General features: G+C 41.9%; 13 protein-coding genes and 1 tRNA gene. 6 read left to right on the plus strand and 8 right to left on the minus strand.

The annotated features are described in order from the left end of the window. Positions 1–383 (plus strand): hypothetical protein (locus OU792_RS14725; protein WP_274670569.1); only part of this gene is annotated, 383 nt, incomplete at its 5' end. Positions 384–860: 477 nt separating this feature from the next. Here the strand turns inward: OU792_RS14725 and OU792_RS14730 are convergent. From OU792_RS14730 to OU792_RS14765, 8 genes are all read right to left on the minus strand, one after another. After that, positions 861–2036 (minus strand): alpha/beta hydrolase-fold protein, encoded by a 1176-nt coding sequence (locus OU792_RS14730; RefSeq protein ID WP_274670570.1) that lies wholly within the window; start codon positions 2034–2036, stop codon positions 861–863. Between the two features lie 351 nt (positions 2037–2387). After that, on the minus strand, positions 2388–3350 hold the full coding sequence (locus tag OU792_RS14735; protein ID WP_274670571.1) for a PorP/SprF family type IX secretion system membrane protein: 963 nt from the start codon (positions 3348–3350) through the stop codon (positions 2388–2390). A 72-nt stretch (positions 3351–3422) separates the two neighbouring features. Then, positions 3423–11627: an MBG domain-containing protein gene (locus OU792_RS14740; protein ID WP_274670572.1), complete on the minus strand. Its 8205-nt coding sequence runs from the start codon at positions 11625–11627 to the stop codon at positions 3423–3425. Positions 11628–11750: 123 nt separating this feature from the next. Beyond that, positions 11751–12914, minus strand: a complete 1164-nt coding sequence (locus tag OU792_RS14745) for an ABC transporter substrate-binding protein (RefSeq protein ID WP_166669381.1) — start codon at positions 12912–12914, stop codon at positions 11751–11753. A 63-nt stretch (positions 12915–12977) separates the two neighbouring features. Continuing rightward, on the minus strand, positions 12978–13574 hold the full coding sequence (locus OU792_RS14750) for a phage tail protein (protein ID WP_134201114.1): 597 nt from the start codon (positions 13572–13574) through the stop codon (positions 12978–12980). Between the two features lie 934 nt (positions 13575–14508). Further along, positions 14509–14583 (minus strand) — tRNA-Pro (locus OU792_RS14755). A gap of 454 nt (positions 14584–15037) precedes the next feature. Then, positions 15038–15445, minus strand: coding sequence for a DUF4174 domain-containing protein (locus tag OU792_RS14760; protein WP_274670573.1), 408 nt, complete (start codon positions 15443–15445; stop codon positions 15038–15040). A 21-nt stretch (positions 15446–15466) separates the two neighbouring features. Continuing rightward, a complete protein-coding gene (locus OU792_RS14765; RefSeq protein WP_134202729.1) occupies positions 15467–15751 on the minus strand; it encodes a hypothetical protein in 285 nt (94 codons plus the stop codon). A gap of 202 nt (positions 15752–15953) precedes the next feature. Here OU792_RS14765 and OU792_RS14770 point away from each other — a divergent pair, with 202 nt between their 5' ends. The 5 genes from OU792_RS14770 (at position 15954) to OU792_RS14790 (ending at position 25482) form a co-directional block, all read left to right on the plus strand. After that, entirely contained in the window at positions 15954–18233 is a 2280-nt protein-coding gene (locus OU792_RS14770; RefSeq protein WP_051260875.1) for a sodium-translocating pyrophosphatase, read from the plus strand. Between the two features lie 355 nt (positions 18234–18588). Then, positions 18589–21675: a SusC/RagA family TonB-linked outer membrane protein gene (locus tag OU792_RS14775; protein ID WP_134202730.1), complete on the plus strand. Its 3087-nt coding sequence runs from the start codon at positions 18589–18591 to the stop codon at positions 21673–21675. Positions 21676–21695: 20 nt separating this feature from the next. After that, on the plus strand, positions 21696–23108 hold the full coding sequence (locus OU792_RS14780; protein WP_134202731.1) for a SusD/RagB family nutrient-binding outer membrane lipoprotein: 1413 nt from the start codon (positions 21696–21698) through the stop codon (positions 23106–23108). 61 nt (positions 23109–23169) lie between these two features. Beyond that, the gene (locus OU792_RS14785; RefSeq protein ID WP_134202732.1) at positions 23170–24468 is read left to right on the plus strand and encodes a D-alanyl-D-alanine carboxypeptidase/D-alanyl-D-alanine-endopeptidase; all 1299 of its coding nucleotides are present in this window, start codon (positions 23170–23172) and stop codon (positions 24466–24468) included. A gap of 3 nt (positions 24469–24471) precedes the next feature. Next, positions 24472–25482: a PDDEXK nuclease domain-containing protein gene (locus OU792_RS14790; RefSeq protein WP_274670574.1), complete on the plus strand. Its 1011-nt coding sequence runs from the start codon at positions 24472–24474 to the stop codon at positions 25480–25482. Position 25483 lies beyond the last annotated feature (1 nt).

The raw sequence follows: 25483 nt of genomic DNA on the forward strand, positions 1-25483 counted from the left end.
CAATTTTGGAAAAAATTGAAGGAAGGTTGACAGACCTAAACAACAAAAATACACTAGTTCTAATTGCCAGAGCCTTGGAAGAATCTTCGAAAGTTCAGGTTGCGCTAACCATGGATAATGGTAGTTCTTATGGAAAAACCATTGAAATTTCTTCAAAAACACAGCAATATGAAATTTCATTGCAGGATTTAGAATTGGTGGGTACTGTCACTCTCCCAAGACCCTATCCGAGCTTTCTTCCCTATTATTTTGAACATTCCAATGAGGATAAGTTTGATATTTCTAGAATTGAAAAAATTCAAATCTCAATTGGTCCAGGTCTGAATTTGGAAGAACAGCAAAAGTCCCATGGCGTCGCTATTCAAGGAATTTATCTAAAATAGCCTCAAGACTAAATTTCCGGGTATTCAGTTTCTTTGTTGAGTATTTCGGTATAATTTCTTTTCCATAATCATAGAAACCATTCATTTTCAAAATGTAAACCAACTTTCTTTAGGAAAAACCACTACGAATTTACCATGAGATCATTACAGTCTTTCAATCATTAAGTTTTGTGTAACTTTTCGTGAATTCTAAAATATTAAAAAACTATTCCGATTATCCGCAATTAATCCAGTCACCTAATTTTCTTTGCTTGACTGGTTGGAAGCACGAAGAATGAAGACCGAAGCTTTCGGATTCTGATCCTTTCAGCAGACAATAAGCCGACTTTTTGTCAATACTGGTAACAAAGCAGATATCCATAAAAACTATTCATTCCCACTCTTGAACAAAAAAAATTGAAAATCAAGTATTTATCATCATGGGGAGACTAGGTTAAGATCTGGCAATCTAGCCAGCTTGGAGGTAAAAAAATCAACTCAATATTTCCCCTGCCTCAGATTTGCAAGCTTATTTTTAACATACTCATTTTCAGGAAAAAGCATCAGGGATTTGATATAGTTCTCAATTGCAAGCGAGCTATTTCCTACCACTTCATAAGCCTCTCCAAGACTAGAAAAGGCATTTTGAGACTCGGGGTAATATTTCGTGTTCATGATGAAATATTCTACTGCTTGGGCCTGTTCCTCAGCATTTCCACTTCGTAACTTGGAGTAGCCCAGTTGATTCACCAAACTTTCAGGAGGTAAAAACTCCCAAGATAATCGCTCGGAAATAGCAAAAAAGTGATTTTCCAGATGATCTGGACTTTCTACATCTCGGTAAGAAATATCATAGCCTTCAAAAATGGCAGAAATCCCATTGTGAAATGCGATCAGAGGCACAGAGGCATGACTCTCATTTTCGAAGTATTCCAATTTGGCATGAAACTCCTCGGTTGATTTACTCTTCAATCCCTCAAAAAGCCTCATGTGCCGATCCCTATTCCGAAAGTTTCTCTTACCCCAGTTGGCGGTAGCAAAGTAGATATATCGATCAAATGGCTTCTGTGTCAAGTTATCGAGCTTTCGGTCCATCGTCTCAGAATCCCAAGTACCAAAGCTCGGATCCACAGCAATGAAGGCATGAAAGGCTGATTCTTCTTTCATATATGAATGAGTGGCTAGAAGGCCACTTAAGGAATGGCCAAATAAAATCCGATAAGGGGTCGTCCGATAGTTTTGGTCCAAATAGGGGATCAATTCTTTTTCCAAAAATTGTAGAAACTTCTCGCCACCTCCTGAATTATTTTCTCTCACAGTAATGATTTTCTCGGGTGTGTAATCCCTCCTTCTATCCACATTTTGAATACCCACTACAATCATTTCTGGAGCTTTCCAACTTCTATATCGGTCAGAGCTCATGTACCGAACCATAGTTGAGGTAGTGTTAAAGTGAGAATCACCATCCAATACAATCAATAAGGGATACTCCTTGTAAGAATTCCCCTCCTGAAAATAGGAGTCCGGAAGACTGACCCAATAGCCTCTTGCCTCATTTAATATGTCAGAATACAAGCTCTGTTTTGTATTGGGCCTTAATTCTTCAGATTCCTGTGCTGATGCAACTTGAAAGATTACCATAAGTACAATCAAAAAATTGATCATTTTAATCATAGTGAGTGGGTTTTGGCGGGGGTGAAAATTTAGTTTTTTAGAAATCAGGCCAGAATCTATTTAGATGAAGGTCTTTAAATTGATTTTCATGAAAAGGTTTTCATTCAAAAAATCCTGACTGAGCCTATTTCTAATACGAGAAGCTCTTCCAAAGATATTGGAATTTATTAATCACGTATTTCAAAAAATACATCTCAGACCAATTATTGAAGGCTTGATTTTTGATTTTCTAGGAAAAATTGGAAGTGATTTATCTCCCAAAAAAATGTCAATAAGACCTGAGAGAACCATATTGGACAAAAGCATTAAAGGGCCAATTATCTTATCAATTGGCCGATTATTTCCTTTTTTTTACCAAATCAACACCTCATTCTCTGTTCTTCGGGTATTGTCTCTGAAAAGATTGAAAATTGCCGTGAACTCGTGGGTGTTACCGGGCAGGTTGTAATCACCCCCCACCGGAAACTCAAACAAGTAGCCGATCCGCAGCCGCTTGGTCAAAATACCCATCTGTAGATTTGTCGCATTGTTCACCCGTGTGCCCACACCCAGCCAAAACCTATCCATTAGCAAGGTCTTCAGATTTAGCTCAAAATTGTCATTTACATCCTTCTGAGTTCGGTAATAAGCATTGAAAATCAAGGCCACATTGGGACTCAAGGCTTCCCGATAACCTCCCTGAATGATACTGGAGGCCGGATAGCTGTCAATAAACTCATCCCCGGAGATGATCGCCCCACCCCCTACTCGATGCATGCCGTAGGAGATATAGTATTTGGAGTGGGTTAAAGCCAATCCAATATTGAAATCTACCACTTGCATATCCGAAAAGCCTCCTAAATATTGACCCAAAGTGGGGTCATTCAAGTCTTCCGAGGTCAAGGCATTCCCGTCAAGGCGGATATTTTGATAGCTCACTCCTGCACCCAGTCTTAGGTTATGCTTCTCTGTCAACCTTACTCTAGAAGCATAAGATACAATCAATTCGGTCTCTCTAAAAGCGCCATAAGTATCCTGAAGCATGTTTACAGATAATGCATTCTTACCCATCAAGGCTGGATCCATCTCTCCTGACAATTCCCCAAAATCCAGCTCCGCACTCACAAAATAGCTCCTCGGAGCTCCCTCGATACCAGACCACTGGTTTCGCACAAAGCCCCTCACCGCACTTCCCTCATATCCGGTCAGGCCAGGATTGAAATAGCTTTGGAAGTGGCTAAAATTTGAAACATATTTTCTGGTCTGAGACTTTGCTTGAAAATTCATTCCAAACATCAAAAGTCCAGTGGCGAGTATATAGTAAAATTTCTTCATCGTTTTCTTCGTTTTACACTGTTAAAAAATGGGGGACAGAAAGGGTCTTTTTCTTTTCTGCCCCCCTTATTTCTACTGTTTCAATAGGTTTAGCATTCCCCTTCTCACCTCTCCGGTTTCTACCACCGTAATCACCCATACATAGGAGGTCACTACAGGGTCCCTACCATTTACACGACCATCCCAGCGCACATCGGGATCTTCGGTGTAGAAGACTCTGTTGCCGCTTCCTACTTCAATGATCTGGATCTGAACTCCCTCGTAGTATCGCAAGGCCGGCACTCCCCAGGTGTCATTCACCCCATCATTGTTTGGAGTAAATGTGTTGGGAATATCTAACTGGTCAAGTGGAGTACGTTGCCGCTCTATCTGGAATTCCTTATCCAAAATATTACCAGCTCTGTCGGTCACTCTCACGCGAATTCTAAACTGTGTCCTGCCCGATACTTGCTCTGCACTGCTCCAGAAAAGAATTCCATCTATGATCTCAAAATATGCATTGTCAAGAGCTCCATCAATCAAGCTGATCTCGTGAACATCATCGGAAGGATCTATGACCGTAAAGAAGCCTATCTCCTGGAAGAATACATCAGGTATAGCTATGAAACTATTTTCACTCAAGTTTAGATCCTGCGGGGCCGGCTTCGGCTCAACGGTAATCGAAACCACTGGATCCAATTCATAAGGATTAAATAATCCTTCTGGAAGTGTGACAGTTCCTCTGAAATTATTGGTACTCACAATCAAAGGATTGAAGCCTGTTAGGCTCCAGCTTACTGGTAGGTTGATAAATTCTCCCAGACCAGTGATGCCAACCACTTCATCTGCCAGCGGAACATCATCAGCAGCGGTACCCCAAGCCACAGTCACTGACTGGCTTACAAATTCGACAATCGAACGGTCCTGTACATAGTCTGGAACACCGTCTCCGTCTGAGTCTAGGAAATCAGAACCGTTATTTGGATCGGTTCCATCTCTATCCTCTACATAATCCGGAACCCCATCCTCATCGATATCTGGGTAGTCACTTGAATCATTTGGATCAGTACCTGCATCCTCTTCTACTTTGTCAGGAACACCGTCTCCATCCGAGTCTTTAAAGTCATCCGGATCGTTCGGGTCAGTTCCATCTTCGAGCTCAACCTCGTCCGGAACTCCATCTCCATCGCTATCATTGGTGATAATCTCAAAGTCAGCCCCTGTAAAGTTGATCGTGTAGTTCTGTCCAGCATCTAAGTTACCTAGAGTTATGGGGTAAAATCCTACCGCTTCCCCTTCTCCTCTACTTAAGGATCCGGTAAATATGGATTCATCATCTCCTTCACCATAACCAGTTGCCGTAAAGGTCAATTCAGGATCAGACTCGCCAAAGAGCTTACTCTGTCCCTCATCTGCGATTACCATAAGTTCTGCCGGAGTGATCGTCAGATCGGCTGTTAGTACCAGCTCATTGAAGTTGCTTCCTGTGATGGTGGCCGTAGCTTCCTGAGTTCCAGCATCGGTTCTCATATTGTTAGAATACGTAACCGAAGTTCCTTCTGGCGTTGTACCTAAGATGAATATACTTTTCTCCACGCCATCGAAGACAAAACTTCCATCTTCAAAGGTGATTCCTGTGATATCGGCTGGGGTAATCGTCAGATCAGCGGTGAGAACCAAAGTATTGTAATTAGATCCCCTAATAGTTGCCATTACCTCTTGCGTACCTACATCCGTTCGAGTATTGTCCGAATAAGTGACTGAGGTACCTGCTGGAAGTGTTCCACTGATCTCAATACTCTTCTCAGTTCCATCAAAGACAAAGTTTCCATCTTCAAAGGTGATTCCAGTGATATCGGCTGGGGTAATCGTCAGATCAGCGGTGAGAACCAAAGTATTGTAATTTGACCCCGTAATAGTCGCAGTGACTTCTTGGGTCCCTACATCAGTTCGAGTATTGTCCGAATAAGTGACTGAGGTACCTGCTGGAAGTATTCCACTGATCTCAATACTTTTCTCAGTTCCATCAAAGACAAAGCTTCCATCTTCAAAGGTAATTCCTGCAATATCCGCTGGGGTAATCGTCAGGTCAGCGGTCAAAACCAAAGTATTGTAATTGGATCCCGTAATAGTCGCAGTGACTTCCTGGGTTCCTACATCCGTTCGAGTATTGTCCGAATAAGTGACTGAGGTACCTGCTGGAAGTGTTCCACTGATCTCAATACTCTTCTCAGTTCCATCAAAGACAAAGTTTCCATCTTCAAAGGTGATTCCAGTGATATCGGCTGGGGTAATCGTCAGATCAGCGGTGAGAACCAAAGTATTGTAATTAGATCCCGTAATAGTCGCAGTGACTTCTTGGGTTCCCACATCCGTTCGACCATTATTTGTATAAGCCACTGAAGTACCCGTAGGAAGTGTCCCCGTGATAGCCAAAGACTTGGCTGATCCGTCGAAGACAAAACTTCCGCCTGTAAATGTAATTCCAGTAATTGTAGCTCTTGTGATTGCAAAGTTGGAAGGTATAAAGTTGATGGTATAGTTAGATCCTGCGCTTAAGCTTCCCAACTGTAATGGGTAAGTTCCAACATTCTCTCCGGCTACCCTTGAGAGTGATCCTGTCAGGATATTTTCGTCATCTCCCCCCGCAAAACCAGTAGCTGTAAAGGTGAATACCGGATCTGCCTGTCCAAACACCTTACTTTGGCCAGCATTTGCAGTTATTGTTAATACTTTCTCTGCTATTACAAAATTGGCCGAAGTAAAGTTGATGAGGTAATTTGAACCTGCGGAAAGCGACCCAATGGTAATCGGATAAGAACCCACATTTTCACCTGGAGCTCTACTCAACGCTCCAGTGAATATGGATTGATTGTCTCCATTACCAAAATTGGATGCAGCAAATAGGAAAACGGGATCCGTTTGTCCAAATTCCTTAGCCTGATCAGGATTGGCCGAAACATTCAACGTTCTTGGAGTAATTTCAAAGTTCGCTCCCGTGAAGTTGATGGTATAATTATCGCCTGCGTTTAAGGTTCCCAGATTGATGGCATAGACACCTACATTCTCTCCGGCAATTCTTGCCAAAGCTCCTGTCAGAATACCTTCATCATCAGCATTTTCAAAACCATTTGCCTGATAGGTAAAGACTGGATCAGCTTCACCGTAGATTTTATCCTGACCGGCATCGACCGTGATATCCAAAGTTTTCTCTGTAATCGTAAAGTCCGCTCCGATATAGTTGATCGTGTAGTTAGATCCAGCATCCAAGCTACCAAGATTGATGGGATAGGTGCCGACATTTTCTCCGGCAGTTCTTGCCAAAGCTCCAGTAAGGATACTTTCATCGTCTCCGTTTTCAAAACCACTCGCCTGATAGGTGTACATTGGATCAGCTTCACCATAGATTTTACTCTGACCAGCATCAACCGTGATAGTCAAAGTCTTCTCAGCAATCGTAAAATCCGCTCCGGTGAAGTCGATCGTGTAGTTATCTCCTGCGCTTAGATCACCTTGTAGGATTGAATAGATTCCAATGTCCTCTCCAGGGGATCGAGTTAAGGCACCAGTTAGGATTGTTTCGTCTTCAGCGCCAATAAACCCGGATGCAGTATAACTAAACACTGGATCAGGGGATCCAAACACCTTACTTTGATTCGGATTTGCGGTAATTGAGAGCGTTGCTTGAGTAATATCTGCTTCTAAACCAGCAGGTTGTATAATTTCATAATTATCCTTATCCGCACCATCCAAAGAAAGCCCCGTAACAGTTACTGGAATTGCCATACCTACATTGGACTGTGTGAAATTGGCTACAGATGTACCGATCACTGACACGTCATCAGAACCAATTCCAGTAACAGAAGGAGTTCCAGATAGAGAAGCTAGGGTCGTACCATCATAAACCTTATTGTTTGCTGTTAAGCCAGAGACTGAAAGCGACGCAGCAGAAATAGTAGCTGTGGAAGTAGGCGAACCGGAATAATCAATTTCATAAGATGCTGCATTTGCACCTCCCAGGTTGACAGAAGTAATTCTAACCTCTTTTCCAACGCCAACGTTTTTATCCACAAATTCAGTTGTTATATCATTTATAAAGACATTAGGCGCCGATGCATCAATACCAACCAAATTCAAACTGGCTATGATAAATGATGCAGACCTTGTGCCATCATAGACTTTATTAATGGCACTAAATGATCCAGTTATCTGAAGGATGCCTTTTTTGATTTCAAAATCAGCTGGAACAAAATTGATGGTATAATTCGGCCCAGCGTCAAGTGTACCCTGATTAATGGCATAAGTACCCACTGTTTCTCCTCCGTCTCGTGAAAGTGCTCCAGTAAAAATTGTCTCATCATCTGTTCCTTCAAATCCAGTAGCAGTGAAAGTAAATACAGGATCTGCTGTTCCGAAAAGCTTGGATTGTCCCGGATCAGCGGTGACTGTCAACACTTTTGGTACCACAACAATTGTCACATTGATGGTCACTTCAGATGTGTTTCCTGCAGCATCTTCAACAATATATTGGATTGAATTAACACCCTCATCATTTCTATCAAAAACGGATTGACTAAAGGTCTGGGATTGTATTCCACAATTATCCGTAGATCCTTCATCTACCATGCTAGGCAAAAGCTCCACTGTGCCGAAGGCATCCACATTTAAGGAGATTGCTGATTTTGCACTGATGATCGGGTCTTGAGTATCCTCGATCACAATATTTTGGTTTTGGAAAGAAATATTTCCATTACCATCGTCATATGCCCAAGTGATCACAGTGGTGCCTTGGGTGGTAATCGGCAGGGTTGCATTGCTCGTAATTGTAAGCGGACCTCCGCAATTATCTGTACCGGTAGGAGGAGTTAAGGAAGTCACTTCACACTGCGCAGTAATAGTTGGCAAGCCTATTACATCTGGAGTTGGTGGAGTCGTATCGTCAATAATTACATTCTGATTCTGGAAAGTAATATTTCCATTGCCATCGTTATAGGACCAAGTTATTACCGTGGTACCTTGAGTTGTAATTGGAAGAGTCGCATTATTTGTAACTGTGACCGTTCCTGCGCAATTATCAGTAGCTGTAGGAGGTGTTAAGGATGTCACCTGGCATTGGGCTGTAATATTTGGCAAGCTCAATACATCAGGAACCGGCGGAGTCGTATCGTCAATAATTACATTTTGATTCTGGGTAGAAGTATTTCCATTCCCATCATCATAAGTCCAGGTCACCACTGTGGTACCTTGAGTAGTAATCGGCAAGGATACATTGTTAGTACCTGTCACAGCTCCACTCAGATTATCTGTGGCAGTTGGAGGTGTCAGATTTGTCAAAACGCATTGAACATTGATGTCTGGTAAATCGCTTAAATCAGGAACCGGCGGAGTTTGATCCAAGGTGGCCGAATTATCAGTAGCGGTAGCTCCCGTGTTTCCTCCACCATCTGTTAGAGCGATTGAAACTGTGAGCACTCCGTCAGTTAAAGAAGAAACATTAACAGACACAGATTGAGTAGTACTTACAATAGATGTACTTCCAGTGACTGTAGCAGTATTACCGTCTCCTGAACTGGAAATAGAATAAACCGCAGTGGTTCCTATTTCAGCATTTGATATAGTAAAGGAAGTATTAGATGCCTCAGATGCACTGATAATTAAATCATCCCAGGAAACTGAGTATCCTGAAGGTGCAAAATCATCATTGGTGATGGTACCAGTTCCCGTACCATCCGCTATTACTATTCGGGTTCCTGTCGGATTAGAAAGAGTAAGCGTAAAAGTCTCATCTGGCTCCACTAGTTGATCACCCGAAACAGGAACATCTATCGTCTTACTGCTTTCTCCTACCGCAAAACTAAGTGTTCCACTAACTGCCGTATAGTCCGATCCAGCAACTGCAGTTCCATCTGCGGTGGCATAATCCACTGTCGCTCCTCCTGACGGCGCCGGATCGCTTAATGAAATAGTGAATGTAAGTGAAGTAGAACCAGCATCCCCTTCAGCAACTGAAGGATCGTTTATTGAAATTGAAATATCATCATCACTCAAAATGGTTAAGGTTGCTCCATCTGTGATATCAATATTACTGGACGAAACGACTGCCGGAACAAGGTTACTCATCGAAATGATAACCGTCTCGTTGGGCTCAGGGGTAGCATCAGCTGTTGGTGTGATAGTAAATGTTTCCTGCTCTCCGGCAGTTCCAGCAAATGACAAGGTCTGATTAATTACTGCTGGGTAGTCATTATCTGCTACAGTTGCAGTGCCATCAGCGGTACTTACATCCACGTCAAAACCTCCGTCTACTGCATTATCTAAGGTTACTGTGACGGTAATTGGTCCATCATCCTCGTTTCCAGATACATTAGCGATTGTGACAGAGGCTTGATCATCATTCGTAATGGTACCTGTTCCGGTACCATCCGCTATTGCTATTCCGATACCGGTCGGGTTAGAAAGAGTAAGCGTAAGTGTCTCATCTACCTCCACTGTTTGATCACCTGAAACAGGGACATCTATCGTCTTACTGGTTTCCCCTACTGCAAAACTAAGCGTTCCACTTACCGCTGTATAGTCGGATCCTGCCACTGCTGTTCCATCTGACGTGGCATAATCCACTGTTGCTCCACCTACTGGTGCTGCCTCGCTTAAAGAGACAGTGAATGTAAGCGTTGTTGTCCCCGAATTACCCTCATTGACAGAAGGATCATTGATCGATATTTCAGTAGCTACATCCTCATCTTTGATAGTTACTGTTACCTGATCGGGAGTCCCTTTTATTGCATTTGTAGGTGTACCCATACTGATGATGATGGTCTCATCCCCCTCTACGATACCATCAAATTGTGAGGTGATACGGATACTATCTCGAATTTCGCCAGGTGAAATAGTAATGGATGTTCCTGTCACCGAATAATCAGTTCCACCTCCCATTGCAGTTCCTGAAAAGGATAAAGGAACCGTGACTGTCACCCCAGCAACTGCAGCTAGATTGGCTCTAACATAAGCTTGACCACCACTCTCATCGGTAATGGGATTATATATATCCAACACCTCCAAAGAAACAGTCGGTAGCGGATCATCATCTATAATGGTATACGTTACCTGTTGGGTTCCACTTTCCACTCCATTCGTGACGCTTCCTATATCGATGACTACTGTTTCATCTCCTTCATAAAGGATATCGGGCACATTCGTGATAGTAATGGTTCCGGAAGTATTTCCAGATGGTATCGTAATACTTGTGCCTGATACTGAATAGTCTACATTAGATCCTGTGGCCGTTCCAGAAAAGGTCAAGTTTACTGTAGTATTTGCTCCATAAGCATTGGATAAAGTGGCTGTCACCACATTGGCGGTCGTTAATGATTCCGATCTTGATGTTGGGCTTACTGCAAGAGTAACAGTAGGCACAGGGGTTACATTTAACGTAGCGATGTAATTACCAGTACTATTTTCTGTTCCATCATTTACCTCAAATTGAAATGAAGTGTTCGCAGCACCATTTTGAACATACTTTAGTCTACCGGCATCCAGATCAGCCTTTGAAACCGTACTAGAGGCACTTAACACTTCCCCTCCATCAAATACATTATTACCATTCGAATCGACGAAAAGCGTTCCCGCTCCAGGTAATGATTCAATCAGCAAATTATTCAAAGGATCTCCATCACCATCATTGTATCCAAAATCTGAGGTTGAAAATGTATAGACTAGGTTTTCGAATGGACCATTGGATGCAGTAAATGAGGATGCAGTGGGAGGTGTATTTGAAGCTACAGCAGGTCCAAAGACAAATGTATCAAGTGTTAATGCCAACCCATTTCCGCTATCAGAATTAATCCTTACTTCGTCTACATTATCAAAACTTGAACCTAGAGTTGCTGTGCCATTTCCACTAATATTTACGGCTTGGGAGGCAACTTCCACAGAATTTCTGTAACCCCTTACAGTTAATGGATTTGCAAAAAATTCGCCAAAATGAAAAGATTGAAAATCAAAGCTTCCGCCTCCCGAGGCAGTGATTGTGAGAATATCACCTGCAGTAAAATCCTGACCGCTAGCTGCAATTCCAAGGCCTGAGTTTGAATTGAATGTGGTGGCCACAATACCATTAGTTGCTGGTGAACCACCAAGAGTGACTGAAAAAGTAAATCCATTTACAGTAACTGTTGTACCTACGTTCTGATTATCAACCCAACCCTGATCATCAAATGTCACGGTCGTTTGTCCCTGTACTTTAAAAAACAAGAAAAGGGAGAAGATGGTCAAGCTCAAAAATTTTTGATTCAGTATCATAGTCTTTATTTTTCTAATGTCTGGGTCAACCCTTAGCCTTTAAAAATCTGCTGCTAAAAGTAGATCGGTTTAATATTTTAACTTATTGCTCTATTTTCATTTTCTGTCAACTAAACAGAAATTCTAAATACACATATAGGGGTTTTTCCATCCGGATGGAGTTGCCTCTCTTATATCTTTGAAAATACTTTCATTGTAAAGCAAGCCTTTTCCACTTTCTACTACCAATCTATCGATGGATGTATTTGATGTTTTGACCTTTAGGACATCTATTTCCGGAATTGAAAAACCAGATTCTGGGTAAAAATTCCGTTCACCCCTAGGGCCTCTTACTTTCTCGGTCTTTAATAATGATTTAACTTTATCAAAGTCTTTTTTCTGCAGAAAAGAAAATAATTCTTTGAAAACTAAGCCTCCTTCATAGCCGAGAAGTGCATACATATTGGTGTCCTGTCCGGCAATCGCTCGGAACTTTTGTACAAACCGCTTATTCTCTTTACTCTCATTTCTTGGGTCATAGGTGGAAGCGGTAAACAATTCCAGTCCTAAATGCCTCACATCGCTCAGCCACTCATCATAGACCATATTTTCGTTTACTATCAGCGGTATTTCTTTATTTAACCCAGCTTGATGCCAGTCATTTAAAAATTGGAGTCCGCTAGGCCCACTGAATAATGCATGCACTACACTTGGGTTCCCGGTTTTCATTTCGGCTATGGCTGGAGCCGGAAGAACTAGATGGGGATTCATTTTTGTTGAATCGATCACTTTAAGCAAAATATTTCCCCCTGAACCCATCGAAACACCTTGATTGAAGGAAGAGTGTAAATGATAGCCCGCTTCATACATGGGCATGATCATCCCGATAGGTGAACCAAATTGTTTGGAAGCCCATTTACCCAAAGCAAATTCAGACTGCCATAGTTGATTGGATGAAAAAAACGCATGATCACCCAAATAATCAAAATGCGGAATGTTTTCTCCCATATCGAAGAAAAACCCCAATTTCTTATAGCTCTCAAGTAAAGGCAAGATTTCCGGCAATGCAGCATAACTGATTAACCCTGAAATCATATCCACTTTATCGATATGAATCAGTTTTTTTATACCTTCTGCACACTTAGTTCCTGAGCCTGACTCCGTGAAATATGGGATGAATTGGATGTCATTTTGTCGGAATGGATCTCTGTCGAACCCAAGAAAAAAACCAGTCAATAGGTGTTCAGCATAGTAGGGATATAGTGAGGAATATGGTTGTAGAAACCCAATCTTGATAGGTGAAGTCATCGTACTTTTTTGTTCAAAAATGGGTTTTAGAAAGAATCTAAAACCCATTTAACCCTGTTCTTATTAGCTTCTAGAAGGGAAAATACCCTGCATGCAGAAAATAAACTGAATCACACCAATAGGCTGAACGATGCTAAATGGCTGACTTCCTCCGGCATTTCCAGTTGTTCCAGTCCCTGAAATGGAACCTCCTGCAATTGGAACATTGGTGGCAGAATTATTATCTGTGTACACTTGAGCCACACCTGCAGGAACAGGACCATTGGCAGGAGTTACAGCTTTTGCAAAATATTTCCCATTAGGATCGTTTGAATTACCATCAACATTTTTGCCCTCTATAGTGACTTGCAAGGCCGAAGCTTGAAAATTATGATTATGAACTGGCATTTCAAGTTGAGTTAGCGTGGCTGTTTCCGAACCTTGCTTGGCTCCCTGCTGATGAAAAGAAGTTCCCGGGCTTTGACCTGCACCCACGGGAGCCCTACCTCTAAGATCTGGTAAGGCAAAAGTAGTTCTTCCGTCACCTCCATAGATTGTTCCTATGAGTGAAAAAACTGCTGTAAATTGTGAGATCGCGATTAATTGTCCCTGACAAAGCGACCAACCTCTTGGAGCCCATGTAGGCCCCCAACCCATGATGGTTGATAGGTAAGAATCCATAATAAAATGTAGTTAGATGTTAATAAAAAGAATTATTTATAAATATCTATGATATAAATAAGCGAACCTATACGTATTTATACTTATTTACATTTTTTTATAAAAAATATTTGTAATTAATTGATTTTCAATTGCTTGAATCCATGATTTTTTTTACTTAATATTTTATCTGATGAATTATTTTTTAGTATTTTGAATTCTATTTATTTCAAAAACATATTTATGTATTTATTATTCATTATAAATTGAATGAAAAATTATTCATATACAAAATATTTTTCATAATCACCGTTTACCAAATACATAAAACAACGCTTAAAGCTTTTAAATGGCAGTTTTTATTAAAAGATCATGATTTTCATTTAACGATTTAATGTTGTCAAAAATCAACTTGAGAAGAGCTGGCCGCCATTCCAACTGCCAAACTCAAAAATCTGAATTCAAAAATAAAATCATCTAAATGGCATCAACCAGTCGAGCCGGCAGAAGCCCAGACGTAATTGAGGGCAATGAGATCATCCTTTGCCAAGGCATTAGAGCAAACTTGGGTTTCAGCAATCCGGTTTAGTTACTATATAAGCTTCCAAAACTATATACCCCACTTATACCCTAATCAAAAATTCAGCTTGCTCTACCCCTTTCGTACTCAAGGACTCGATATCCGATATTCAATTGAGGTATAGAAAAGATGGTTTTTGAGCTCCAGCTTTTATTGGTCTCCTTAGTTAGCTTATAAAGCATAGAGGCCTGTGCTCCAGGTTATAATTCTAGCTTTTCCAGTTGTTGAGCAGCTTCTTTTGACAGATTTTCGATAGAAAAGGGCTTTTATCAATCAAAAAGTGAAAAAACAAAAAAAGGCTCTACTTTTTGGCAAAAAAAAGCCTTGAAAATCAGTGATTTACAAGGCTTTGATTTCTTTCAAAATCCTATTTTGTCGGGGTGACAGGATTTGAACCTGCGACCACACGCCCCCCAGACGTGTACGCTAACCGGACTGCGCCACACCCCGATTTTATGATTTCCGAGACCTAATCGGCTCCCTGAATCGCGAGGCAAATGTAAAATTTTCAGCCAAAATATCCATTTTCAATTCGAAAAATTCCCAAGATTCTAAACTCCAGCATTAACTCTTTTTCTTCAGAAGAACCGAACTCGTAGAAACTTTACAACAGTGAACACATAAAGTGACATTTTCACTAATCATCTTCGCTTTCCGAATTGCCTCTGCTCCATTATTAAATGGGCCCAAATAATCTCGATCCAAAGAATCAGGAATGTTGCTGCATTCCCTTTCATGAATCTCAAGCATATTGTCTTCATTGGGGGTATTTGACAAATAAAAGAATTTCATAATCGGCTATAGTTTGGGGCTACTTAATTCACTCCGTTCAATCGGCCCCAAAATACGAATCAAAAAAACACGAAAACATCCCCTAAAAAGGGTATTTTTCAACCTTTTTTTGTCAATTTTTCCCGTCTTTTCTCATTTCACTCTGTCTCATCGGCATTGAATCTATCCGTTTAAAAGTTTTCAATAAATCCAAATCCCCAGATTTACCTGAAGATTTTACTCCGCCATCGAGACCTATAAGCATCCAATCTGCCCGAGGATTTTTTGATTTTAACTTCAAAAATGATTCAACTTTTATATCCAATGTATCTGTCGAATAAACCAATTCTTCATTTTGAAATCGCATGATGATTAGTTTCCGTTCTTGAATCTCATCTAACTGAGTCTCGAGAAGTTTTTTATCAATTACTTCTTCTCCAAAAATCACTAGCAGCCTGTTCTTCCATCTAAAATCTTCTAAGCTCAAAGACGGATTACTACTCAAAACTACCATAAGAATAACACTCCAAATCAAACTCATGACTATTTAACTTACTAATAGTTAGGATGTTTGAAGAAAATCAAGAAGCAATTCCTCCCACTCATCATCCAGCGAAACTGAAGGTCGACTGACACCTGCCCTTCCATACCAATACTCTGCATTCCAATCATCTCCTTCCTTCCGGTGGAGATAGGCATGGACCTTAGCTGCTGACTTACCCGGCAGTTGGTCCACTTCAGCATGGGCCATATCCCAATTTCCTCTGAAATCCCACCAAAGTGAGCGTAGCTCTGGTGAAAAACTTGGCAGCGGTTGTTCTAAATTTTTGAATTCTTTGACGGTCATTAGGTTGATCGTTTTATTTGATTTTCAATTTTATTTTCCAATCTCTAAAAAAAATGAAGCTTTCGCATCGAAACATTGCCTGTTTTTCAAAAAACACATAACAATAATCACAAAATAGAAAATTTTTTACCTGTTGGCTGGAAAGCTAGAAGTTCTATATTTGCCCAATTATTTAACCAAGCAGTCTAAAGAAAAAAAATAAATGGAAAACTTAATCTACATTTTACCAGCCTTCGGGTTGGTCGGATTAGCATACATGTTTTATCTGAGAACATGGGTGAACAAGCAAGATCAAGGCGAAGAAAACATGAAGAAGCTTGCCGGCTACATAAAAGAAGGTGCTATGGCATTCTTAGCAGCCGAGTACAGAATGTTGGCGGTCTTCGTGGTCATTGCCGGAGCTCTTTTAGGTGTCGTTTCAATGTTGGTTGAAACCACCCACTGGTTCATTGTTGTAGCATTTGTTATAGGAGCCGTTTTCTCAGCTATTGCGGGAAATATCGGGATGCGGATCGCCACAGACGCTAACGTAAGAACCACGCAAGCTGCAAGAACAAGTCTGCCAAAAGCTCTTCAAGTTTCTTTTAGAGGTGGTACTGTCATGGGTCTAGGTGTTGCTGGATTGGCCGTATTCGGTCTTTCACTATTACTTGCCCTTCTCGTCCAATTTTTTATTACCGGTGAGCAGTCATTCTACATGGAAATGACCATCGTTCTCGAAACGCTTGCCGGCTTCTCCCTAGGAGCTGAATCTATCGCCCTTTTTGCACGTGTGGGTGGTGGTATTTACACTAAAGCTGCTGACGTAGGCGCTGATCTTGTAGGTAAAGTGGAAGCTGGAATTCCTGAAGACGATCCTCGTAATCCGGCTACCATTGCAGATAACGTAGGTGATAATGTAGGAGATGTTGCTGGTATGGGGGCCGACCTTTTCGGGTCTTATGTAGCCACCATGTTGGCAGCGATGGTATTGGGTAACTACCTGATCAATGATATCAACAATGGCACAGCTATGAATGACGCCTTTGGCGGAATGGGTCCAATTTTATTACCAGTTTTGATTGCTGGCATCGGGATTGTTTTCTCGATCGTAGGGTCTTGGTTCATCAAGATCAGTGACAACAATGCCAAGGAGCCGCAGGTGCAGGCTGCATTAAACAGAGGAAACTGGGGATCAATCATCTTAACAGGTATTGCTTCTTATTTCATCATTGATTGGATGCTACCTGCAGAAATGCAAATGACATTCTTCGGTAAAGGTTTGCAAACTGTAACCTCGTTCAACGTTTTTGCTGCCGTATTGATCGGTTTGGCTGTGGGAGGTTTGATTAGCTACTTTACTGAGTATTACACTGGTATGGGTAAGAAGCCTGTAATGACCATCATTCAAAATTCATCTACCGGAGCTGCAACAAATATCATCGCAGGCCTTTCTCAAGGTATGATGTCCACTTTTGCTCCAGTATTGCTTTTCGCTGCTGCCATCTGGGGAGCCTATGCTTTTGCAGGTTTCTATGGAGTAGCCATTGCTGCATCTGCTATGATGGCTACCACAGCCATGCAGTTGGCTATCGATGCGTTCGGACCTATTGCTGATAATGCAGGTGGTATTGCGGAAATGAGCGAGTTGCCAAAAGAAGTACGTGAGCGTACTGATATTTTGGATTCTGTTGGTAACACGACTGCTGCTATTGGAAAAGGTTTTGCAATTGCTTCTGCAGCCTTGACTGCCCTTGCCCTATTTGCAGCTTATGTAACATTTACAGGTATCGATGGCATCAACATTTTCAAAGCACCTGTTCTTGCAGCGCTTTTTGTTGGAGCGATGATTCCAGTAGTATTCTCTGCCTTGGCCATGAGTTCCGTTGGGAAGGCTGCCATGGCGATGGTGAAAGAAGTAAGACGTCAATTCAAAGAGATTCCTGGTATCATGGAAGGCAAAGCCGAACCTGAGTATGACAAGTGTGTGGAGATCTCAACGACGGCATCTTTGAAGGAAATGATGCTTCCAGGATTATTGACAATCGTATCTCCGATCTTGATTGCCTTTTTGACACAGTTGTTTACTGGAGACACCTTATTGGCTGCTGAGGTTCTCGGTGGATATATGGCGGGTGTAACAGTTTCCGGTGTGATGTGGGCTATCTTCCAAAACAATGCCGGTGGTGCTTGGGACAACGCCAAGAAATCATTTGAAGCAGGTGTGATGATCGACGGAGAAATGACCTACAAAGGATCAGAAGCGCACAAAGCAGCCGTAACAGGCGATACTGTCGGAGATCCTTTCAAAGATACATCAGGTCCATCCATGAATATCTTGATCAAGTTGACCTGCTTGGTGGGACTGGTAATTGCACCGCTTCTATCTTCACATGATTCTCATGGTGAAATGGCAGATGCCAAAGTAATCGAGGTTAAAAAAGAAATTAAGGTTGAGGAAGGGAAAGAAATTGTCACTGTGACCGAGAAAATCGTCAAATAAACCCTCCTTGATTAATCATAAAAAAAGATCGCCGTTAAATACGGCGATTTTTTTTGCCTAAATTTTAATTACTGCAAAAAACAGCAACTCTATTTTTTACCTGAAAATCAAAGAAAACTCACTTTTAAAAGAAATTTCAGGCCAAATCTTCGGATTTTAACCATTTTGTTTAGTAAATTAAAATCTGTTCTACAAAATAGGTTTCCTAAGTCAGGATAAAAGACAAGAAATCTGCCAGTTTTATTGCAGTATTTGCTGCTTTTTAGAAATTATATTTGGTGATTTGCCTGTTTTGTATTTTAAAAATTGCATAAAAAAGCAAATTAATGTTTCACTAACCCTAAACTACATGCACATGAAAAACTACTACAAGTTCATGTTGCTTTTCTTGCTGAGTTGCTCGACCGTGGGACTATCCATGGCCCAGCAGACAGTGACAGGAAAAGTTACTACACAAGAAGACGGTCTACCCCTACCGGGGGTCAGCGTCGTGGTGGACGGTACGACCAACGGTACCGTTTCAGACATCGATGGAAACTACTCCATCTCGGTTCCCAATTCCGATGCGGTTTTGGTATTCTCCTTTATTGGATTTGAGACTCAGCGAGTATCTGTCGGAAATACCAGTGTGATCAATGTCATCATGAAAACAGAGGAATCTCAGCTTGATGAAGTCATTGTCACGGCCTTCGGTATTTCTCAAGAAAAAAAAGCACTTGGCTATGCTGCTCAAAGTATTGATTCAGAAGCAATCACCAAGACCAGACAACAAAATGTGGTTAACGCCCTTCAAGGCCAAGTAGCCGGTGTGCAAGTCACTAATTCCGGTGGTGCTCCTGGCCAATCTGCCCGAATCATCATCCGAGGAATTAACTCATTGGACCCTTCAGCAGACAATCAACCTCTATTCGTAGTGGATGGTGTGCCGGTAGATAACTCTACGGTAGAGTCAGGAGGTACACCTCGTGGTATGTCAAACCGTATTGCTGACATCAACCCGAATGATATTGAGTCCATGTCTGTACTAAAAGGTGCAGCCGCTACAGCGCTTTACGGTGTACGAGCTGCAAATGGGGCAGTCATCATTACCACTAAGAAAGGTAAGGCAGGTCAGATTCGAGTAGATTTCAATTCCTCTTTAGGTTTTGACCGACTGGTAAAAAAGCCTCGACTTCAGGATGAATATGGTCAAGGCTTTAGCGGTGAAAGAAACGATTCTAGTTTCTGGCCTTCTTGGGGTGCTAATATTGCCGAAGAAAATGACCCGGATTACTTTTATCAAAACAATTGGGAAAGAGCTTTTGATACTGGTATCCAGTTTGATAACTCCATTTCTGTATCCGGAGGAAATGAAAAAGCAACTTTCTACGGTTCATTCGGTAGACTTGATCAAAACGGTATCATTCCTTTCTCCAACTGGGATCGAACTAGTGCCAAACTTTCCGGTACCATCAAGGTGAGCGAGAAGTTTAATTTCTCCGGCTCCATGAATTACATCAACTCAGGTGGTAATCGAGTACCTCACGATCGCTTCTTGGAGCGGATGATGTATTGGTCAGAGACTACCGATGTGAGAGATTACATCAATGAGGATGGCACCATGCGTACTTATGGCAATACCAATCCAATCTATGATGCCCGTTTTGCGACTTATGAAGATAATGTGAACCGAGTGATCGGAAACATCAATCTGAACTATAGCCCAACAGAGTGGATGACATTATCCTATCGTTTGGGGGTTGATAATTACTCAGACTCCAGAACAGAAATCACTCCAGGTCCAAAAGGAATCGACGGAGAGGTAGCCTTAAGCTCTACTGGATTCATCGAGGAGACTCGAATCAATAGCCGGGATATTACTTCCAACTTCTACATTACTTTACAAAAGCAGTGGAATTCAGATTGGAATACAACGCTTAGATTAGGAAATGATATTTTCGAGCGGAAATTTGATCGAGTGACTGCAACGGGTTCCAACTTCGTAATCCCTGATTTCTTCAATCTAAATAATACCACGCAGATTTTCGCTTCTCAAGGAAAGAGCATTCGTCGATTGGTAGGTTTCTACGGTGACTTGATGGTCGATTACAAAAACTTCCTATTCTTGAACGTGACCGGAAGAAATGACATCTCCTCCACTCTACCGAAGAATAATAACTCCTTCTTTTACCCTTCAGTTAACTTGGGGTATGTATTTAGCGAGAATTTTGACTTGCCATCATGGGTGACCTTCGGAAAGCTAAGAGCATCTTGGGCGCAAGTGGGTAAAGACACCAATCCGCATATTCTAGGATCATTCTTTGTGTCTCCAAGTGTATTCCCACTGAATGGACAGGTTGGTTTCTCCAGAAACTCTGTATTCGGTGATCCAAATCTCCGTCCTGAGTTGACGACGTCCTTGGAGTTCGGTGCACAGTTTGCCTTTTTCAATAACAAAGCAAACTTGGATGTAACCTACTATAAGACAAACTCCAAAGATCAGATTATTCCAGTGCCGATTTCTGATGCTACAGGATTCTCCTCTTACATCACAAACGCGGGAGAAATCGAAAACCGTGGATGGGAATTTGTCATCGGAGGTACACCGATCGAAAGAGGCGATTTCAGATGGGATGTTTCAGCTAACCTAACTACCAATGCGAATGAAATCGTGGCGATTAGAGAAGGAATCGAGCAAATTGTCGTAGGTTCCCAATTTGGATATGCGGGATCCACAGTAACCATGATTCTTGAAGAAGGAGAAGCCTATGGAAATATCTTTGGTAGCAGCTATGTAAGACCTGGAGCACCTGAGGGAGCTACAGAGCTAGACAGAGGCCTTCCACAATTGATCGGAGCTAATGGCTTCCCAGTTAGAAATGGAAACCAACTGGTTTTAGGTAATGCAGTTCCTAAGTTTTTTGGAGGTCTTCGAAATGATTTCAGCTACAAAGGTTTCGAGTTTTCATTCTTGATTGATTTCCGTTCCGGACTTCAGCAGTATGATCAGTTTGGAAACTTCCTTTCTGCCTTTGGCAAACAAGAAGATTCTGAGAGAAGAAACGACTTCGTGGTATTCCCTGGAGTCTTGGCTGATGGTTCTCAGAACACCCAAGAGGTTTGGTTGGGTCAAGGCGTAGGTCCTGACGGCGTAAATTATGGTGCAGGTTACTGGAGAAATCACTATCGAGGTGTATCCGAAAACTTCGTGAAAGACGCGGATTTCATCAAGCTAAGAAATATCACTTTGGCTTATAATCTCCAGCCTAATGTTTTGGAAAGAACGCCTTTCAGAACAGCTCGAATCTCGCTTGCAGCAAATAATATCATCCTTTCTACCCCATGGGATGGATTTGATCCTGAATCTTTCTCAGCAGGTGCTGGAGGAAATGCCGTTGGATTTACCGGTCTGGGATTCCCAGGAGTACAGAGCTACTTTGTGACTTTGAATTTGGGACTGTAACACTTTAAAAAACGACAGATATGAAATTCAAAAATAAATTATATACCATACTGGGTGCCGGAATTTTACTTACAGCTTCAGCCTGTGAGTCCTTCTTGGATGTCAATGAAAATCCAAATAATCCCGAAGACGCCCCTATCTCTGGTCTCATGACCAATAGTACTTACGAAACTGCTCTCAATGTGCAGCGAATCGGAAGTGCTACCAGCAACTATGTACAATACCTTGCCTCGCCAAACCCAGCTACCTCATCCGATACGATGGATCCGGTGAACTTCAGCGGTACTTGGTTTAGCCTATACAATGTGATGACGGATGTCAATGAAATCATTCGCAAGGCAGAGGAATCAGGAGCAAATCATTACCTCGGTGCAGGTCAAATTTTGATGGCCTTGAATCTGGGAATGACTGTGGATATTTTTGGGGATGTTCCTTTCTCTGAAAGTTTCAACTTCGAAACAGTAACACCAGCCTATGATAGCGATGAGCAATTGTACCAGCAGGTTCTTTCTCTTTTAGATCAAGGTATTGCCAATCTTCAAGGTGAGACGGCGATCTCAATTGGTGCTGACGACTTTATCTTTGGTGGTGATATCGACAAATGGATCAGATTTGGAAACTCACTGAAAGCCCGATTCCTTTTGCATACCAAAGAAACCTCTACCTACAACGCCAATGAGGTTTTAGCAGCTGTTTCGGCAGGATTCCAGTCGAATGATGATGATGCTGCTGTTACTTTCTTTGAGCAGCGATTTAACCCATGGGCGCAGGTTGCGATCAACAATTCCAATTTGCTTCTTGGAGGATGGATTTCAGAGCAATTCGTTCAGGCACTGGATGGAACCAGCTATCCTACCGTGGATCCTAGACTTCCTTTGATGATCGGAACTACAGACGAGGGTGAATTCATCGGTACAGTCAATGGAGCTGGTCGTGGAGATGCTCCTGAGCAAGGTGCAAGATCTACCTTGATCCCTGGCCAATTCTATACTTCCACCACTTCTCCCCTTTTGATCGCTACTTATGCTGAATTGAAATTCATTGAAGCAGAAGCAGCTTTGGCATCTGACCCTGCAAGAGCCTATGCGGCTTACCTGGCAGGAATCGAAGCCCACATGGATATGTTGGGTGTGTCAGAAGAGGACAAAGCAGCCTACCTTGCTGATGAGAGTGTCAGCGTGGGAGCAGGAGCTTTGACAATGGATGAAATCATGAAGGAAAAATGGGTTGCGATGTTCTTGCACCCCGAAACCTGGAATGACGCTCGTCGATTCGACTATGCCTACAAGGATATGACTCTTCCAGAAAACCTGAATCCAGAATTAAACGGAAACTATATCCGAAGACTAGCCTACCCAGATAGTGAGGTTAGCCGCAATGGAAATAACGTTCCAAATGTGACCTTGCTGGATAGAATCTGGTGGGATCAATAAGTATTTGACCATTAACCTAAGTCTCCTGCCCAAAAGCAGGAGACTTTTTTTATTTTACATCATGAAGAAGATCTATTTCATTGCTCTCATAGCACTATGCTCCTGCACGGTCCAAAAAATCAACAAAACCCTGACTAAGTCGGATGTTTTTAAAAAAGGACACTTGGGATTTATGCTCACGGATCCGGCAAAGGAAAAACCTCTAGTCGCCATTAATGAGGATAAATACTTTATTCCTGCCTCCAATACCAAGCTCTTTACCTTCTACACCTCCTACACTGTATTGGGTGATGAAAAGGTAAATGGACTCAATTACTTGGAGCGTGGAGACTCCTTGATCTTTTGGGGAACAGGAGACCCGAGTTTACTCCATCCTGATTTGCAGGATAGCACTGTCATAGGTTTTCTTCGAAAATCAGATAAGAAACTTTTCCTAATTGACAACTTTGACCAAGTGGATGCTTTTGGTCCAGGCTGGTCCTGGGATTGGTATAACGCCTACTATGCCACCGAGCGCTCGGCTTTTCCGATTTATGGCAATGTCGTACGATTCTCCAAGGACTCTACCCAATCTGGCTTTGATACTTATCCCTCCTATTTTGAAGATAAACTGATTCCAGCCTCAGGACCTCCCAGCTACCTTACTTTTCGCCGTGATCGGTTCAAAAATGAATACCAATATTTCACACCCGAATCTGAGAAAAACTTTGAGCGGGATATCCCATTTGTCACCTCGGCAGAATTTGCCGCTCAGCTTTTGAGCGAAAAATTAGATAAAAAAGTTAGCCTCATTTCCGGCGAAAACTACTTGAAGCTTGATCCTAAAAAACTCCAAACCGCTCCAGCCGATAGCATCTATGCGCAAATGATGAAAATCAGCGATAACTTTCTGGCTGAGCAACTGATGCTTTTGGTTTCTGACCAACTCAACAATCGCTTAAGCACTCGGGAAGCAATTGATTATGCCAAGGAGAATTTATTGAATGACCTTCCCGACGAACCCATGTGGTATGATGGCTCGGGGCTTTCTTCCCGAAATATGTTTACTCCACGGTCAATTATAGCCCTTTTAGGCAAAATCAGAGCAGAAGTGCCTTTGGAAAAAATCAAAGCCTACTTCCCTGCGGGTGGAGAATCCGGAACTATCCGAAACTGGTATCCTGCCGATGAAGGACAACCTCCTTACATCTATGCCAAAACGGGGACGCTCAGCATGTCCAATGCACTGAGCGGCTATTTGATCACCAAAAGCGGAAAGATTCTTCACTTTTCCTGCCTAATGAATAACTATCAGGTTCCCTCCAGCCAACTGAAAACGGAGTTGCAAAAAGTGCTTTATATGATCCACGAAAAATATTGATCTATGGAAAACTCCCCTCAAACCAACGGCTACACCTCATTAAAGAAGGAGATCAGCCAGCTTCTTATAGCTGGAAGAGAGCAAGCTGGGCGAGCAGTCAACACCATTTTGGTTCAGACCTACTGGCAAATCGGCAGACACATCGTAGAGTTTGAACAAGGAGGAGAAGCAAAGTCGGAGTATGGTTCCAATCTTCTGGATCGGCTTTCCCGAGATTTGACTTTGGAGTTTGGAAAAGGGTTCGGAAGGTCAAACTTGTTCTATATGAGAAAACTTTACATCGCATTTCCAAATAGTGGGACACTGTCCCACAAATTAGGATGGGGACATTATTATGAAATTTTAAAATCCGATAACGAATTAGAAATCAGTTTCTACACTAAACAATGCCAAAAGGAGAACTGGTCAGTTCGGGAGCTGAAACGACAAATGAAGAGTATGCTTTTTCACAGATTGGCATTGAGCAAGGAAAAGGAAGATATTCTTCTCTTATCCCAAAAGGGAGCGGAAATACAGCATCCAAAAGACATAATCAAAGATCCCTATGTCTTTGAGTTTTTGGGTCTTCAAAACCAACCTACCTACTCGGAAGGTGAGCTAGAAACTCAATTGATCCAAAACCTCCAAGGCTTTCTATTGGAACTGGGAAAAGGTTTTGCCTTTATCGGACAACAATATCGCATCAGTTTGGCCAACAGACACTTTTATGTGGATTTGGTTTTTTACCATAGAATCTTAAAGTGTTTTGTTCTCATTGATCTAAAGCGAGGCGAAATAGACCATCAGGATATTGGTCAGATGAACCTATACCTCAATTATTTCAGAAAAGAAGAAAATGTCGAAGGCGACAATCCACCGATTGGAATCGTTCTTGGAGCTTACAAAGATCAGATTCTGGTAGAATATGCCACAGATAATATCAGTAACCAGCTTTTTGTAAGTCAATACCAACTGTATCTTCCGGAAAAGGAAGAACTTGCACATGAACTTGAAAAACTTCTATCTAAAGAATAAA

The organism is Algoriphagus sp. NF (genome assembly GCF_028823735.1).
Classification (GTDB): domain Bacteria; phylum Bacteroidota; class Bacteroidia; order Cytophagales; family Cyclobacteriaceae; genus Algoriphagus; species Algoriphagus marincola.

Excerpts from the sequence above, each read along its gene's own strand:
- OU792_RS14730 (WP_274670570.1), bottom strand. The coding sequence starts at position 2,036 with ATGATTAAAATGATCAATTTTTTGATTGTACTTATGGTAATCTTTCAA.
- OU792_RS14735 (WP_274670571.1), bottom strand. The coding sequence starts at position 3,350 with ATGAAGAAATTTTACTATATACTCGCCACTGGACTTTTGATGTTTGGA.
- OU792_RS14740 (WP_274670572.1), bottom strand. The coding sequence starts at position 11,627 with ATGATACTGAATCAAAAATTTTTGAGCTTGACCATCTTCTCCCTTTTC.
- OU792_RS14745 (WP_166669381.1), bottom strand. The coding sequence starts at position 12,914 with ATGACTTCACCTATCAAGATTGGGTTTCTACAACCATATTCCTCACTA.
- OU792_RS14750 (WP_134201114.1), bottom strand. The coding sequence starts at position 13,574 with ATGGATTCTTACCTATCAACCATCATGGGTTGGGGGCCTACATGGGCT.
- OU792_RS14760 (WP_274670573.1), bottom strand. The coding sequence starts at position 15,445 with ATGAGTTTGATTTGGAGTGTTATTCTTATGGTAGTTTTGAGTAGTAAT.
- OU792_RS14765 (WP_134202729.1), bottom strand. The coding sequence starts at position 15,751 with ATGACCGTCAAAGAATTCAAAAATTTAGAACAACCGCTGCCAAGTTTT.
- OU792_RS14770 (WP_051260875.1), top strand. The coding sequence starts at position 15,954 with ATGGAAAACTTAATCTACATTTTACCAGCCTTCGGGTTGGTCGGATTA.
- OU792_RS14775 (WP_134202730.1), top strand. The coding sequence starts at position 18,589 with ATGAAAAACTACTACAAGTTCATGTTGCTTTTCTTGCTGAGTTGCTCG.
- OU792_RS14780 (WP_134202731.1), top strand. The coding sequence starts at position 21,696 with ATGAAATTCAAAAATAAATTATATACCATACTGGGTGCCGGAATTTTA.
- OU792_RS14785 (WP_134202732.1), top strand. The coding sequence starts at position 23,170 with ATGAAGAAGATCTATTTCATTGCTCTCATAGCACTATGCTCCTGCACG.
- OU792_RS14790 (WP_274670574.1), top strand. The coding sequence starts at position 24,472 with ATGGAAAACTCCCCTCAAACCAACGGCTACACCTCATTAAAGAAGGAG.